This window comes from Thermostichus sp. OS-CIW-33, from assembly GCF_054059615.1.
The window spans coordinates 120,533-136,280 of record NZ_JBSSCH010000008.1 but is presented as its reverse complement, the minus strand read 5'-3'; the positions used below and the strand labels follow the sequence as shown (position 1 = coordinate 136,280).

Genomic DNA, 15,748 nt, shown 5'->3' with positions numbered 1-15,748 from the left:
AGCTGCCCTGATAGCATGGCAGGGATCGCCCCATTGCCCTGGAGAAAGCTCAATGGCCCTGAATCCAAAGAGGATCCGCCGCATCCACCGCACCCTTGCCCCCATCCTGGCCTTGCCTTTGGTGGTAACGGTGCTAACGGGATCCCTGTATCAAATTGCCCGCCTTAACGAAAACTTCGACTACTACTGGCTGATCCAAATCCACAAAGGGCAGTGGGGCCCCCTCGATCTGCAAGCGGTTTACCCCTTCTTAAACGGACTGGGGCTGCTGGTGATGGTGGCCACCGGTCTCAGTATGTGGTTACCCACAAAACTCCATCGCCGCCCCAAACATACGGAGTCCTAGAGGGTTTTGGATAGATAAACCTGTAGGGTAAATACCTAAGAAACATTCCAGAAAACCCTACATTTCCCGGAACGGATTTGACTACACTAGAAGCATAGAGGTTTTGCTTGCACCTCTAAAGTTGAGCCCCAAAAGCTAAGCTCCAAACTCGAACTGGAAGTCAAAAAAGCAAAGTAATAGAGGAGGAGGATGCTCTATGGCTCTTGTCCGCTGGGATCCATTTCGTGAAATTGACGAAATTCAACGGGAAATGAACCGGATGTTCGACCGGCTGATCCCTCGCACCACCGAGGCCGACGGCTTTGCCTTCATGCCGGCAGTGGAGATGCACGATGATCCCGAAACCATTACCCTGAAGCTGGAGCTGCCCGGCTTGAACCCCAACGACTTGGATATCCAAGCGACAGCCGAAGCGGTCTCCATCACCGGGGAACGGCGATTTGAGAAGCGCTCTGAAGACAAAGGGGTAACCCGGACTGAATTCCGTTACGGGCGCTTCCAACGGGTGATCCCGCTGCCGAACCGGATCAAACACGATCAGGTGAAAGCCGAATACAAAGATGGGATCCTCACCCTCACCTTGCCCAAGGCAGACTCTGAAAAAGCCCAAGTGGTCAAAGTGAGCGTTGTCTCCTGATGGCCTAGAGGTTAGGCAACTTCCTAATAGGGGAAAAGGATACCATAGAGGTAGGCGATGAGCCTACCTTTTTTTATTTTTACATTTCGGTTTAAGATTCCATGGCTTCCCAGCTCCCCTCTCCTTCTGGGAAAGGGGCCGGGGCAAGGGCAGGGGCAACGACCATAAACTGGCTTCGCTGCAGGGATCCCCAGCTCTCCCTACCGAACTCAACTCAACTCGATTTGACTTTTGCCCGCCGCTTTGGATAGGGTTTGAGTGCGCAACGGAGCCAAGGTTGAGAGCATGGCCAGCGTTACCTACGAACACGTTACCAAGCGCTACAGAGACACCACCGCCGTCCATGACCTGAACATCACCGTCCAAGACGGGGAATTTCTCGTCTTTGTCGGCCCCTCCGGCTGCGGCAAAACCACCTCCCTGCGCATGCTGGCCGGCTTGGAAGAAGTGAGCGCCGGCTCCATCTACATTGGCGATCGACGGGTGAACGATGTCCCCCCCAAGGATCGGGATATCGCCATGGTCTTCCAATCCTATGCCCTCTACCCCCACATGACCGTGGCCGAGAACATGGCCTTTGGCCTCAAGCTGCGCGGCCTGCCACGGGCGGAGATCGAAAGCCGGGTTAGGGGGGTGGCCAAGCGCCTTGGGATCGAGCACTTGCTCAACCGCAAGCCCAAGGAACTTTCGGGTGGGCAACGGCAGCGGGTTGCCGTCGGGCGGGCCATCGTGCGCAATCCGGCGGTGTTTTTGATGGATGAGCCCCTCTCCAACTTGGATGCCAAGCTGCGGGTACAGGCGCGGGCCGAGATCAGCAAGTTGCACATGCAACTGGGCACCACCTTCATCTACGTCACCCACGACCAAGTGGAGGCCATGACCATGGGCAACCGCATCGCCGTCATGAAGGATGGCCGCCTGCAGCAGGTGGATACCCCCCACACCCTCTACACCCGCCCGGCCAACCTGTTTGTGGCCGGGTTCATCGGCAGCCCCGCCATGAATTTCTTCCAGGCCAAGCTGCGGGAGCAGGAGGGCACTCTCTGGGTGGATACCGGCGCCTTCCGCGTGGCCATCCCGCCCCACCAGGCAGAGCCCTATTGGCAATACGTCGGCAAGTCGGTCATCTTCGGCATCCGCCCGGAAAACATCCACGATCCCCACTACCAACCCCCAGGGATCCAACCTGCCCCGGTGCGGGCTAAGGTCTCGGTAACGGAGCTGGTGGGCCATGAAGTAATCCTCTATCTCAGCACCAGCGACCGAGAAGGGATCCTGGCCGAGCAGGAGTTTATTGCCCGCGTGGATCCCCGTACCCAGCTGCGCGTCAACCAGTGGGCGGAAGTGATCTTCGATATGGATCGCTTCCACCTGTTCGATCCCGAAACCGAGCAGCGGCTGGGATAAAAACGATGACCAAAAAAACTGGGTTACAAGCCCCGCCCTTCTAGGGCGGCTTTTGTAAGATGCTATTCGACAGAAAAGGCAACTTTGCATGTACCTTGTCCGCAAGCTCAAGCTAGGCGTCTCAGAGCAACTGCAGCTGTTGAGCAGGGCAGCAGGCGAGCTGTACTCAAAGGTGCTCGTTCACTTTTGGCGGGTTGTCCGCAAGAAGGGACTGTGGTTGAAACCTTCCACGCTAATGCGGTGGTTTCCCAACGACCCTGAGAATACACTTCATGCTCACAGTGCAGACGCGGTAGTGCAAAGCTTCTTTGCCTCTTTGAAGTCCTGGCGAGAACGCCGCCAAACCGACCCCAACGCCCGTCCACCTCGACGGCGTCGGTACTATTCCAAAGTTCAATGGAAGTCTTCAGCCATCCAAGTCGTCAATGGAAAGCTGCGATTGTCGAACGGGAAAGGCAATGAGCCCCTGATGATTAACTGGGCTTGGGACACACCTGTTTGGGTAGAGATGGGCTGGGATGGCCAGCAGTATGAGTTGAGAGCTTGCTACAAGGTGGGGGATACGCTGCCGGAAGAAGAGGGGGAAGAGAGCATGACTCTAGTCAATAATAAGCTCAACTATACTGAAAATAATGTATAATATGTTCAGTACGGATTACTACCAGTTGATCTTTCTGTTTACTTTCGAGTCTGCCAACATGGTAGCCAAAGCAAAGCAGAAAATTGGTAGTAAGACGACACGGAAACTGCGCTTTGGGTATTCTACTCAAAGCTTTGCGGGATACCGCCATTCTGGTTGGAAACAAACAGAATGCTATCGCTGCATAGTTGAACAGTGATGTTCAGCAGTGTTCAGCGTAAATGTATCAGCAATTCTGCTGGCTGAGAAAGAATCCCCGTCCTTTAGGGCGAGGGGTATGTCAACCAAAAAGGCCCCCATGTATGAATCAGGGGGGCTTTCGTAAGTCCTGGCTTTGCACTTGCCTAGCGAAGTGGGGAATCCAGCAGAATGACCAGGCGTTCTTCCAAAAACTTCAGGTTGGCCAACACTTGACTAAACGCTTCTTCCTGCGTCCAGTCCATAATCTCCATGGTCTTGTGGACTAGAGATTGCACCGGCACCGGCAAGGGGCCGAAGACATCCACCAGCCAGCGCACCGAGAAAGGATCGATGGTAATGTTCCCCTCAGCTCCCGGCCAGCCGTTGATGTTGACAGGCCCGTTGTCCCGAATGGCGTTGAGAAAAGCCTGCTTGGCATCCAACTTCACCAGAAGGGGGTGGGCTTGTACGGTGCCGTTCCACCATTCGTCGTTCGTAAACGGCTCAGCCTTGGGAATGCCGGGGTGCCCGCACCAAAAATCAATCAAGCGGGTCATGTTGGGGAAAATCAGCTCGATGAAGTGAAGCTTTTGCTCCTCGCTTAACTTATTGAGTTGCCGCATCGAGTAGGGCACCGGCTTGGTCAAGACCCTCTCCAACTTCCACTGCTGCCAATTCACCATGCTAATAAACTCGAGGCCGGCCTGCCTCAACATCTCAAACACCTGCGGCACCGTAAAGCCCTTGTCGCTGCGCAGCAGGAAGTTGGCCAGGATCCCCGCTGTGGTTTTGATGGCATCGCCGTTCCAGTGGCTCTTCACAAAGCTGGCGTCGGTGAGCGCTTCCATCACCTCTCGTAGCAGGGGCACCGCTTTGGCTGCCGGCTCGTCCATCACCCCCAGCAGCTCCATCGCATCCTGCATGTTGAAGATAAACTGCCGCTGATAAAGGCTATGAACATTGGTGCGGATGATCCCATCGGGCTTGAGCACCTGCCGCATGCCTTTCAAACCGGCAACCGGGTCGTCCAGGAGGTAGAGAACGTCGTTGCAGGCAATAAAATCAAACTCCTCCCCCAGCGCCGTCATGTCGGTAATGTCCATAACATGAAAGCGGGCGTTTTCAATCTTATGGAACTTAAAGCGCTGCTCTGCCATCTTGATGGACTCCGGCGAAATATCCACACCCACATAGCGAGCGCCGGGGTTGGCCGTTGCCAAAACCAAAGTTTCCCAACCGGAGCCACAGCCGGCATTGAGCATCACCTTGCCTTCCGGCAATACCACCTTGCGATCCCGCAGGTACCTGGCCGTCGTAAGGCTGTTGGCAAACAAGGCAAGGTTGTCGGTAACCGTCTGCTCAATCGGCACATTCGGGTAGGGAAACTCGTCAAACTGCGCCTGTACGGGGTTGGACACAACTTTCTCTGCCATGGCAGTCTTCCTGTTTTTGGGTATCCCAACACTCTTAGCACGCACCCTATCGTACTGCATAGCTAGCAACCTATCGGCTTCTCCGGCGTTCCTCTAGCTTAAGGAGAGTATGGAAAAGTTAATGTTCAAATGACCTTGAAGCTGATAGGATTGCTACCGCCCTGATGTTTGCTTGCTGTCCTCATCGAGGCAAAAGGTTATTTCCTGGCAAGGGGCTGTTCCTATGGGCTCACGCAGGCGCCTGTCTCGGCTAGCGGTGACTTTTCTCTTCGGGATCCTGACGGCCTGCGGCCTGGCCGGTGGGCCTAGCCTAATCAGTCGGCCAGAGACCCCTTCCTCCACTCCAGGAGTTGCTGCTTACTACGACGGCAACCCGCAATCGGTAACCATCCGCGATGCCGCCATTGCCTTTGCCATTGCCAGCGGGATCACCCAGCCCAGCCAGATTGTCAGCTTTGTCAACACCGTTTTGCGGGTGCAGCCTCCTCTCACCTTGGCTGAGGTGACCACGGCCGACCCCAATCCGGTGGCCATCTCCGATTTTGATGGGGATGGCACGCCAGGCACCATTCGGGATGCGGCTATTTTGTTTGCCATTGCCACTTTGCAGAGCCGCGATGCCAACCGCATCAACACCTTCGTCAACACCGTTTTGCGGCTGCAACCTCCCCTCAACCTTACGCCTGAACAAGCGGCCAGATTGCCAGGGCCGGGATTTGTTCCGCCCACAGGGCTTCCAACCGCCTCGCCTTCGCCGTCACCACCTGGGATCCCCACCCTGGGGGTGCCGCAGGCGGTTACAGGGCGCTTGACCACCAGTAGCCCTCGGGATCCCCGTCGTCCTACTCACTTCATTCAGGATTTCCTGCTCAGCGCGCCTGCGGGGCAAACGGTGCGGATCCAGCTTTCCAGTATCGACTTCGATACTTACCTTTTCATCGTTAACCAGGCTACCGGGGAGGTGATTGCCGAAAACGACGACTTTGGGGAGAGTACGAATTCCCAGCTCGACTTGGTTGTGCAAGCTGGAATCAACTACTTGGTGCGGGTTAGCAGTTACGACCCTGGTGCTACGGGTGCTTTCCAGCTTAGGACTGCTCTGGTTGCCCCGGCACCCACTCCTTCTCCCACGGCTTCGCCCACTCCCTCTGCTGGCGGCTTCAACATCGAGATTGAATTCATCGACAACAGCCTCAGCCCTTCCCAGCGCAACATCGTTCTGCAAGCGGCCCGGCGCTGGGAGCAGATCATCACCGGCGACTTACCCGACGTCACCCTAACTCTGCAGGCTGGCTTCTGCGGAGCTGGCTTCCCCCCGACTCCTCTGGTCAACCGGCCTGTGGATGACCTCTTGGTTCAAGTAACCGGCGCCCGGCTCCTCTCCAGCCCCCCTGAGAGTGATGGTCCGGGTAAGGCTGTGGGTCAAGCGGGCCCCTGTGGCCCCCTTCGGCCCGGGATCCGCATCATCCCCTATGCCAGGATAGGGATCGACCCAGCGGATTTGAATCGGCTAGAGGAGCAGGGATCCCTCTTTGACGTTGTCCTGCACGAGCTGGGCCATGCTCTGGGGTTTGGCACCGTCCCCAACTGGCGTCCTTTTCTCCTCAACAGCGGCACCACCAACCCGCGTTTTGCCGGCCGGCAGGCCACTGCTGAGTACAACAGCCTGGGCGGATCGGGGAATGTGCCGGTGGAGGTTGAGCCACCTCCCGAAGGTCACTGGCGGCGAACCCTAGGGTTGGAGCTGATGACGCCGGTGCTGCCACCGCCACCTGCACGCCCTGTTCTCAGCCGCATCACCGCTGCAGCCATGCAAGACTTGGGGTTCACGGGCGTCAACCTGTCTGCTGCGGATCCCTATACCCTGCCTCCAGAAGGGCGCCGCCTGCCCCCAGGGGAGGGGCTCTTCCTTGGCAACGACGCTGTTTTTGGCCCAATTGGGGGAGAGCTCCGCTTGCTTCCCTGAGGACCTGCTAACCCCAGGGAGATGCCCAGCCTAGCCTAGGGCGGCAACAAAAAAAGGCCCCGCTGGGAGTCTGCTAGGAGAAGGGAAGCGAGACGCAGCTCTTGTCCTAGGACAAGACCTGAGCTGCGGATGGTCCTGCGGCTGTTGCCCGGCATGGCCACTTTGGCATAGAAAAGGCCCCTCAGTGGGAGCCAAAAAGGAAAGAGGTGGGAAAGGTTAGGGACAAGAAGAGCCAGAGGTTACATATCGCTTTGTTGTAGAGAAGCCGTCGAAGGTGTTGCTAGTTATGGGAGTGGGAACCACAGTTCCCGCCTGTTTATAGATAGCAATACTGGTATTACCTGAAGGAGCGTTTGTGAAGGTGTTGCCTTGCACAGTCACAGTGCCACTAGCGTTAACACAAACTCCAATTGCTATTGCTGAGCTTCCTTCTTTTACCTGAATTGACGATCCTTCCACTCTTCCAGAATCAATGGGGCCTGCGAGGAGAACAGAGAAAACATTGCCTAATGAGGCTTGAATCGCGCTCAAGCTTACAGTGCTTCCAACCACCTCCACAGAGCCGACAGTTGTGTTCCCATAGATACCTACAACGCCCTTAGCGTTCCCTGACCCTGCAGCCACAACGGAACTACCATTAGTGACCTTCAAGGTACCACTGCCCTGGTGAAGAATGCCAGTAACAAAGTCTTGGTTGCTTGGAATGGCAATGTCTACGTTCTCAAGAGTAACAGTGCCTAAAACTGATGATGTTACATGAACACATTTGTCGCCTCCACCAACTGCCATGGCCCCGCTATCGGTAATACCTGTGCAGTCAATAACCATGTCTTTCAGGGGCGTTCCCGCAGCAGCGAGCGTGATGGCGGCGGCTTTTGTACCAGGACCACCGGGATCCCCGCTCTCAATCTTGAACCCTTGAAGCCTGTAGCCTTTGTTGAGAGTTAAAAGCTTAGTGTTCAGATCGAGTGTGAAATTAACGCCGCTGTCAGGAAGCACCGTGACGGATCCAGCTGTCAAAGTCTGACTATTGATGTTGGTGCTAACATTCTCCGTTCCGTCGTCAATGATCCTTACAATCACATTTGTCCCGCCGCCAAAACTGGCTGCGGTCTGAACTGCAGGGGATTGCAGCACATGCCCCACAGTTTTGAACGGCTGGAGAGGTGAGGTACCTAGGTAAAGAGTATCATTGCCTGCGGTTGGATGCACATAGAACTGAACAGGTGTCGGCGTTGGCGTGGGTGTCGGTGTCGGTGTCGGCGTGGGGGTGGGTGTTGGCGTGGGGGTGGGTGTCGGTGTTGGCGTGGGGGTGGGTGTTGGCGTGGGTGTCGGTGTCGGCGTCGGGGTCGGCGTCGGTGTCGGGGTCGGCGTGGGAGTGGGCTCGCTGAAGAGGGTATCTAAGTTCGGCTGCGTGACGCTGACACCGCTGAGCTTCAGGGTGGTGGCAAGGAAGGAATTGATCTTACTGGCCGTCGGCGGAAGACCTGTTGAAATTGCCGCAAACAAAACCGCCGCATCCTTGCAGTCCACCACCCCGTCGGCAGTAAAGTCGGAAACAGAGGGCTTGAGCGGATCGCCCAACCCCGTCACGTCGGCAGCCGTAATCGGCCCCACCTTGAGCGTGTTATTGACAAAGTTAACAATCTTCCCGGAGTCGTTGGTGTTGAGGGTGCAGGCGGCAAAAAGGACTGCCGCATCCTTGATGGTGACTGAGGTCTTTACCCCGTCGTAGTAGAAGGCAATGCTCTCAGAGCCCTGCACTGCTGCTTCTGGTGCCTGAGCTGAAATTGTCGGGGGAACCTGAGTAACAGCCGGAGGATCCGAAGTAAGGGAACAAGCAGCTACACCTCCTGCGAGGGAGGAAGCCAAAATCAAGGGAGCTATCGGGTGACGAAAGCGGGATTTTGAGTTGCGGGAAGCCATGACAGATCTCCTTCAAAAACTTGCTAGGGTCAACGTCTTTAGCAAGAGCTGCCTAGCTCACCCCAGGGAAACTCAAAGGCAAACCTTGAGTCTTGTCTCGAGTATACCCAAAGGGCGCTCAAAAAAGCACAGCGACGGTGCCTTTCCCAAAGCTGAAGAAGAAGACAACCGGTTGCCATCTAGCACCTCCTGAATGGAAACCGATTGCCCTTCTAGGGCCAGCCCCAAGCTAGTTCACTGAGATGCCCGGCCCAAAGTTGAAGTAGGTGGTGCTGCCAGGGTTAGTGTTGTTGTCAAAGGTGTTGATGGTAGTACCCCCGACCGTGATGGCCGATGGCGAAGGAATGGCGGGAGTCACCCGGATCTGGCCGCCAAAGGGGATGGTAAAGGAAGTGGGGAAGGTGGCCACATTCCCAGACACCGAGGTGGAGGTGGCGATCACCGTGCCATCTGCTTGTCGAATGGTTACTGTGGCCCCTGCCGGCAAGCCCGGGATCGTAATCCGCGGGCCAGCAGGAGTGGGCGTGGGGGTGGGTGTCGGTGTCGGCGTGGGTGTCGGTGTCGGCGTGGGTGTCGGTGTCGGCGTGGGTGTCGGTGTCGGCGTGGGTGTTGGAGTTGGAGTGGGCGTGGGCGTAGGCGTCGGAGTTGGTCTAGGGGTGGGTGTCGGAGTGGGCGTTGCCGTGGGTGTGGGGGTCGGAGTTGGCGTGGGGGTGGGTGTTGGAGTTGGTGTAGGGGTTGGAGTGGGCACAGGTGTTGGTGTGGGGGTCGGAGTTGGCGTGGGCGTGGCAACCGTGAGAGGATCCCTTGAGGAAGAGCCGCAGGCAGCCATCAGCCCGGCCAGAGCGGCGGCCAACACTGAGGAAACAAGGGAAACACGCCAACTGGTTGGGAAGTTGCGGTCAGACATTCTCAAATCTCCAGCGAAGGATCAGCAAGAATTGGGGTAGCGGTTGCAGTCTTGGTTCGGCGCCGGCCAGCTCAGGGGAACTAACGGGTATTATTCCCCAACCCTGGCCGAGAAGGAAGAGGATCCACGGCTCTGGGCTTAGTCTTGGCTCATAAGGTAGGTAATGGCGCGGTTTTGCTGCTCAACCACCTGGCGCAGCTCGGCAATGCTGGCCCGCAGCTCAGCGATGGACTCCCTAGTTTGGGCAATGGCTGCAAAAACTTGCCCAATCGCCTCTGTGTTTTGGGCAATGACTGCGAAAAGACGCTCAATGGCCTCTGTGTTCTGGACAGTAACTGTGGAAACACGCTCAATGGCCTCTGCGTTCTGACCAATGGCTGCAAAGGCTTGCCCAATGGCCTCTGTGTTCTGGACAGTAACTGTGGAAACACGCCCAATGGCCTCTGCGTTCTGGGCGGTGGCTGCAAAGGCTTGCCCAATGGCCTCTGCGTTCTGACCAATGGCTGCAAAGGCTTGCCCAATGGCCTCTGTGTTCTGGGCGGTGGCTGCAAAAAGACGCTCGATGGCTTCTGTATTCCGGGCAGTGGCCTGGGCATTGGCCAGCGTCTGCTGGGCCAGGACTTCCAAGATGGCCTCCACCCGCTCCAACCGCTCCGACATGGGGTTCCCTACACCGGCTTAGGATCCCATTCTAGCCGGATCCCTGGCCTACCAGCGGCAGGGGCCGCGCTCCCCATCGGGGCAGATGGTCTCCCCGTCCGTCAGCGCCCCCTCCAGCTTGGCCCCTTTGAGAATTGCCCCCCTGAGGTTGGCCCGCCGCAGATCCGCCTCCTGCAAATTGGCCCCTGTCAAGTCGGCCTCAGCCAGGCTGGAGTCGGGAAACCTGGCTTTCTGCAAGTTGGCCCGCCGCAACTTGGCCCCGTTGAAAGCGGTGTTTTCCACATAGGCCCCCGCCAAATTGGCCCCCGACAGATCCGCCTGCAGGAAGACTCCCCCCTGCACCAGCGCCTCGCCCAGATCAGCGCCGGCCAGCTTGGCGTTAGCGAGCACCACCCCAATCAACTGGCAGCCGGAGAGATTCTTGCCCTTGGCCGCCAATACCTCCTCCGCCGTTACCTGGCGGGCATTGACACATAGAGAAGGGCCCCGCGCCCTGCCGGAACAGGCTGCCAGCGCCAGTCCTACCCCCAACAGCCAGACAATCCTTTTGGCCATACTCACCTTTTCCTGCAAGCTGGTGCTAGCCTACCACAATTCCTCTCCCGCCGTTGCAGCCCGACTTCCCGGAAAGGGGCAAGGGGTGGTTGTGTCGGCAATGCAGAGCACCGGGGCCTACAAAAAAGCCCCCCTGGGGGGCAGGGGGGGAAACAGCTTCCAGCGCCAGTTACGGAAGAACTTTGTTTGTAAAGAATCCCGAAAAGGTGTTATTGGGAAGAGCACTAGAGAAGAGGTTACTGTCACCGTTAACTCCAACTCCGGCACCGGCGCCAGTAAAGGTGTTACCTTCAACAGTGGATTTGCTCGCCGTATTTTGGACCTTGATACCTGTGCCACCATTACTCACATTGATGGTGGAGCCGGTAACCGAGGATGTGGGAGCCTGGAGATTGATACCTTTACTGGCTTGCGCGTGGCCGTTGTGAGTCATATCCACCGTCAAGCCCTTAACAGTCAGAACCCCCTTGGAATCGATCAAAATGATAGGTTTGGCATTACCGGTAGGCCGAACTCTGCCACCGACAATGGTGAGGTTGATACTGGTATCATTATTCAGAATGCCAACGTTACCCGCATTGGCATCCGTCACATCAACCCTCACATCCTTAAGGATATGGGAGCCAGCTCCCTTAACCTCCACGCAGGTAACAGCAAAGCCTCCCCCAATCGCAGCACACGTGACATCCACACTGGCTAGCCCCGCCGTTGGATTAGTGATTGTTACTGCCGTTCCAGCACCATTGAGGTTGAAGTCAATTTGGATATCCTGCAGCTTGTAGCCCTTGTTCAGGGTCAGTGTTTTATTATTAGTCGCCAGATCCAACTTAAACGTCTTCGGGAATGGAGCTTGCAGCACCGTTACCGAGCCGGCCGACAAAGTCGGTGTGTTAATGTTAGCATTAACAACCTCTTTAACATTGGTTCCACCCACAATAGTAACCACCACGTCATTGCCCGTGTTGGCCGCCTGCGCCACTTTCAAACCTGGAGCTTGGTTAATGTCCAAAGCGTTCTCAACAGTCTTCCAAGGCTGGGCCGCTGTGCCCGGGGAGGCGTCGTTCCCAGTCGTAGGATTGATGAAGAAAGTCGTCTTCGAGAAGGGGGTAATGGTTACCGGCAGGTTGAACTGACCCAACGACCCCGCATCCAAGAGAACCGATTGCGCTCCTGGAACGGCCCCCAGTTCAGCGCTCACCAAAACCGTCTGGTTGAAGTTGAAGTTGGTCGGCGTAAAGGTCAGGGAAGCCGGAGTGGTGGTCAGGTCAGGCGTAGAAGTCGTCACCGTTACCGTCTCCGGCGCTGTCGGGGCCTTGGCCAGCTTGACCGTAAACAGCGCTGCCCCATTGACAGGAATGCTCAGGCTGGCAGGATTCACCACAAGGTTGGTCGATTGGCCAACCGTAACATTGACCACTCCATCCGCATAGCCCGGAGCAGAGAACTTGACGGTGCCAGTCGTGCCTGGGGTCGCCGTGCTCTCCACCGTCACCGTGCCGCTGAAAACAGTGGGAGCAAAAGCCAGGGTCGCTGGGGTAGCTTTAATGCCGCTAGAAGGCGTCACCGTTACCGTCACATTCCCTGGTGGCGCACTGGGCAACGACACCGTCACGCTTTGGCTGGAGCCGCTCGGCAGCTTCAAATCGTCAGGGGTGACCAGGAATGTTTTGGGCGTCGGCGTGGGCGTCGGCGTCGGGGTTGGAGTCGGCGTGGGAGTGGGCCCGCTGAAGAAGGTATCTAAGTTCGGCTGCGTGACGCTGACACCGCTGAGCTTCAGGGTGTTGGCAAGGAAGGGATTGATCTTACTGGCCGTCGGCGGAAGACCTGTTGAAATTGCCGCAAACAAAACCGCCGCATCCTTGCAGTCCACCACCCCGTCGGCAGTAAAGTCGGAAACAGAGGGCTTGAGCAGATCGCCCAACCCCGTCACGTCGGCAGGCGTAATCGGCCCCACCTTGAGCGTGTTATTGACAAAGTTAACAATCTTCCCGGAGTCGTTGGTGTTGAGGGTGCAGGCGGCAAAAAGCACTGCCGCATCCTTGCTGCTAACCGAGGTTTTCACCCCGTCGTAGTAGAAGGAGAGGCCCTCGGCAACGGGAGCAGCGGTTTCGGGAACTTGAGCCGAGATGGTGGAAGGAACCTGCGTAACGGTAGGCGTGTCGGCAGAGCAAGCGGCTACCACCCCGGTTAGAGAAGAAGCCAGGGCCAAGGAGGCCAGCGTGGAACGCAAGCTGTGCTTGAGGTTACGGTTAGACATCGTCAAATCTCCAAGAAGAAAGGCTCTACAACCGGTCGAAGCCTTGGCAAGCGCAGCTCAACTCACTACAGGGAAACCCACAAAGGCCTAGCTGCTAGTAGTATACCCATGCAGAAGCCAAAAAGTACAACAGGGAAACCAATCGAACGAAGAGATGCGCAAGCCAAGCGAGATGGAAAAAGCGACCTGCCACCACCAAGCAACTTTTCAGTCAGCCCAATAGAAGCAGGCCGCTGTCGCAAAGCTAGCCAAAGGCTAGTTCACCGAAATGGCAAGCCCGAAGTTGAAGTAGGTGGTGCTGCCGGGGTTGGTGCTGTTGTCAAAGGCGCTAATGGTAGTACCGCCAACCGTAATCGGCCCAGGTGAAGAAATGGCGGGAGTCACCCGAATCTGGCCAGCAAAGGGGATGGTAAATGGCCCTGGGAAGGTAGCCACATTTCCAGATACGGAGGTGGAAGTGGTGATGACCGGAGCACCGCCTGGCCCCGTCACCGTCACCGTCGCGCCAGCAGGCAGGCCTGGGATAGTGATCGTCACACCGGCAGGCGTAGGCGTAGGCGTGGGAGTAGGCGTTGCCGGTGGCGCACCGCCGGGCTGGAACTGCAGACCGGTCCCTGGGCCGAAGCCCACTGCCAAGCAGAGGGCATCCGACACCCCGCCAAAGACAGTAGAGGTGAAAGGAGCTGTATCCAAGAAGTTCAGAAGGTTGCCCGGGGCTCCCGCCAAGCCTTCTTGGCGACCGCACATGGCAATGCCAGGAAAGGGCGTGGGCGTGATGGTGTTGTTGAAGAAGGCCTTGAGAATGGTGCCCTCCCCACCCAGGGCCCCCGCCGCGGTTGGCGTGAGGTCAACGTTGGGACGAGCGTAGACAGCCAGAGTGCCCTGCGGCGGCAGGTTGAAGGTGTTGCCCGTCACCGAAGCTGTGGCAAAAGGAGCCAGAGTTCCCGGTGCCTGAGTCTGCCGATCCACAATGGCCGCAATGAAGGTCGGGCTGCCGATGGAAGGCTCAAAGCGGTTCTCGCGAATGGTTACCGTGTTGGGCTCAGCCGACACCACATGCACGCCGGCAACTGTGAAGCCGCGCAACAGGTTCTTGTAAACCTCCGCCTGCGAGAAGTCGCAGACTTGCACAGAGACGTAGGCATCTGACTGAGTGGGCCGCGTGAAGTCGTTGAAGGAGACTTTTACGTTGCGGGTGGTGAGGTTGGCTAGGTCACACTCGCCAATGGCTACTTGGTAAGGTGCAGCCGGCCCAGCAGCGTCCGGATCTCTGGGAATGCCGGTGATCGGATCTCTGGAAATGCCGGTGATCCGGAATCCATTGCCCTCCGTTCCGCCCAGCGTGGCATCGGCGGCCAGGATCTTGACCGAATCCACCGTGCTCGTGCCGTCAATGGAGTTCAAGGTCAAGCCGGGCCTGTCGGCAGGCAGAACAATCTCGCCCTCAGCCACAAAGGATCCAGGACCAGCCGTTACTGTCTGGTTAGGACCTGCTGCCTCAGCAATGGCGCGGGTAATGGAGAGGTAAATGTTGCTGGTGTTGCTGTTAAATACAAAGCCGGTGCTCGCCGCAACAATGGCACGGCGCTCCGCGGCATTCAGCCCACTACCCCGCTCGTCGCGGATGGCATAGACGTTGGCCGTCGCAGTTCTGGGGGTGATGGCGTTGCCGGCAAAGGTTACCAAGCTCAGCCCGGTCACTGCAGGCTCGATAAAGATGCCAGCCGAGCCCGCACCCACGTCCTGGGGCACAAAGTTAATCAACTGGGTTCTGACCCCATCAGGAGCAGCCGTGTAGCCCAGGAAGATGTTGTTGGTGCTAACACTGAGGTTGATGCCCGCGTTGTCGCCGGCAATACGAATCCCGGCAGAGCCGGCGCCGCCTGCCACAAACAAGTTGGAGCGGGTAACGGTCAGGTTCTTGGAAGTAATGCCAGCAGCCGACGAGCCAAAGCCAATGGCTACCCCACGGGAAGCTGGAGTGGTTACTGCTGGAGTGGTTACTGTGGGGAAGAGAACGATGTCTACGCCGGTAACGGTAACTTCAGTGGCGTCCTCGGCATTGATACCGTACTCGATGGCCGCCAGGGAGCGGGTGTTGAGAATGCTGAAGTTCTCCAGGACAACGCCAGCGGCATTGCTGGTCACCTGTACCGGAGCGCCCGTTTCCGCACCAACCACAACCGCGTCGCCCACCAGACCCGTAGCGCCACGTACCGTCACGTTGCTGCGGTTAATCACAATGTTCTGGCGATAGACACCCGGCTGCAGAACGATGGTCAAAGGCTGCGTCCGGTCAGAAGTGGCAATGATGCGACTGATATCGCTCTCGGGCGTAACAACCACCCTGCCTGCTGGGGCTGGAGTGGGAGTTGGGGTAGGAGCTGGAGTCGGAGTTGGAGCCGGCGGCGGAGGTGGAGGAGGTGGAGGAGGCACAGGCACCACAGAGCTGGCACTGTCTCCGCCACAGCCTGTCAAGATCACGGGCAGAAGCACCACGGCAGACGCCAAGGTTAGAGAACCAAGTGACTTCAACAGCCACTTATGCGTTTTTCCGTTCATTTTTCTCCTCTTAACCAAAAAAGTAGGGTTCGGCTGAACACTTCCCTTAACTTACCCGATCAACCAACCCGAAGCAACTGAGAAGGCTAAGGGCTTGATACTCGGATGGGAGACGCACACACGCCTGTGTCAGCGGTTGCTCTGGTTACTCCGTAAATCATACAGTCAGATCCGCCCAACTTGGCAAGTCTTGCCATTTTTTTTCCAGGTGCAACCCAGGAGCTACAGGGATCCCTGCCAAGTCCAAGTTGAACAGAGAGGATTGCGGAAGA

General features: G+C 57.3%; 12 protein-coding genes and 1 pseudogene. 6 read left to right on the top strand and 7 right to left on the bottom strand.

Annotated elements, in window-relative coordinates:
• The first annotated feature begins 52 nt into the window (after positions 1-52).
• The 5 genes and pseudogenes from ACVWZG_RS08090 to ACVWZG_RS08070 all read left to right on the top strand — a co-directional run.
• On the top strand, positions 53-346 hold the full coding sequence (locus ACVWZG_RS08090) for a PepSY domain-containing protein (RefSeq protein ID WP_414400208.1): 294 nt from the start codon (positions 53-55) through the stop codon (positions 344-346).
• A 196-nt stretch (positions 347-542) separates the two neighbouring features.
• The gene (locus ACVWZG_RS08085; RefSeq protein WP_011433199.1) at positions 543-983 is read left to right on the top strand and encodes an Hsp20/alpha crystallin family protein; all 441 of its coding nucleotides are present in this window, start codon (positions 543-545) and stop codon (positions 981-983) included.
• Positions 984-1,268: 285 nt separating this feature from the next.
• On the top strand, positions 1,269-2,390 hold the full coding sequence (locus tag ACVWZG_RS08080) for an ABC transporter ATP-binding protein (RefSeq protein ID WP_457405899.1): 1,122 nt from the start codon (positions 1,269-1,271) through the stop codon (positions 2,388-2,390).
• Between the two features lie 88 nt (positions 2,391-2,478).
• Positions 2,479-3,030, top strand: a complete 552-nt coding sequence (locus ACVWZG_RS08075) for a hypothetical protein (protein WP_414508669.1) — start codon at positions 2,479-2,481, stop codon at positions 3,028-3,030.
• A gap of 4 nt (positions 3,031-3,034) precedes the next feature.
• A pseudogene (locus ACVWZG_RS08070) lies at positions 3,035-3,218 on the top strand (hypothetical protein); the annotation flags it as partial.
• 156 nt (positions 3,219-3,374) lie between these two features.
• Here ACVWZG_RS08070 and ACVWZG_RS08065 read toward each other — a convergent pair.
• A complete protein-coding gene (locus tag ACVWZG_RS08065) occupies positions 3,375-4,643 on the bottom strand; it encodes a class I SAM-dependent methyltransferase (protein ID WP_011433202.1) in 1,269 nt (422 codons plus the stop codon).
• A gap of 223 nt (positions 4,644-4,866) precedes the next feature.
• On the opposite strand from ACVWZG_RS08065, the gene ACVWZG_RS08060 reads away from it, so the two are divergent.
• The gene (locus tag ACVWZG_RS08060; protein ID WP_457405897.1) at positions 4,867-6,609 is read left to right on the top strand and encodes a peptidase M8; all 1,743 of its coding nucleotides are present in this window, start codon (positions 4,867-4,869) and stop codon (positions 6,607-6,609) included.
• Between the two features lie 216 nt (positions 6,610-6,825).
• Here the strand turns inward: ACVWZG_RS08060 and ACVWZG_RS08055 are convergent, their stop codons facing one another.
• The 6 genes from ACVWZG_RS08055 to ACVWZG_RS08030 form a co-directional block, all read right to left on the bottom strand.
• Positions 6,826-8,535: a hypothetical protein gene (locus ACVWZG_RS08055; RefSeq protein ID WP_457405895.1), complete on the bottom strand. Its 1,710-nt coding sequence runs from the start codon at positions 8,533-8,535 to the stop codon at positions 6,826-6,828.
• 229 nt (positions 8,536-8,764) lie between these two features.
• Positions 8,765-9,442 (bottom strand): hypothetical protein, encoded by a 678-nt coding sequence (locus tag ACVWZG_RS08050; protein ID WP_457405894.1) that lies wholly within the window; start codon positions 9,440-9,442, stop codon positions 8,765-8,767.
• Positions 9,443-9,580: 138 nt separating this feature from the next.
• Positions 9,581-10,102 carry a hypothetical protein gene (locus tag ACVWZG_RS08045; RefSeq protein WP_457405892.1) on the bottom strand — a complete coding sequence of 174 codons (522 nt, stop codon included), beginning with the start codon at positions 10,100-10,102 and terminating at the stop codon, positions 9,581-9,583.
• 48 nt (positions 10,103-10,150) lie between these two features.
• Entirely contained in the window at positions 10,151-10,657 is a 507-nt protein-coding gene (locus tag ACVWZG_RS08040; protein WP_011430277.1) for a pentapeptide repeat-containing protein, read from the bottom strand.
• 169 nt (positions 10,658-10,826) lie between these two features.
• A complete protein-coding gene (locus tag ACVWZG_RS08035; protein ID WP_457405890.1) occupies positions 10,827-12,914 on the bottom strand; it encodes a hypothetical protein in 2,088 nt (695 codons plus the stop codon).
• A gap of 255 nt (positions 12,915-13,169) precedes the next feature.
• Positions 13,170-15,413, bottom strand: coding sequence for a hypothetical protein (locus ACVWZG_RS08030; RefSeq protein ID WP_457405888.1), 2,244 nt, complete (start codon positions 15,411-15,413; stop codon positions 13,170-13,172).
• Positions 15,414-15,748 lie beyond the last annotated feature (335 nt).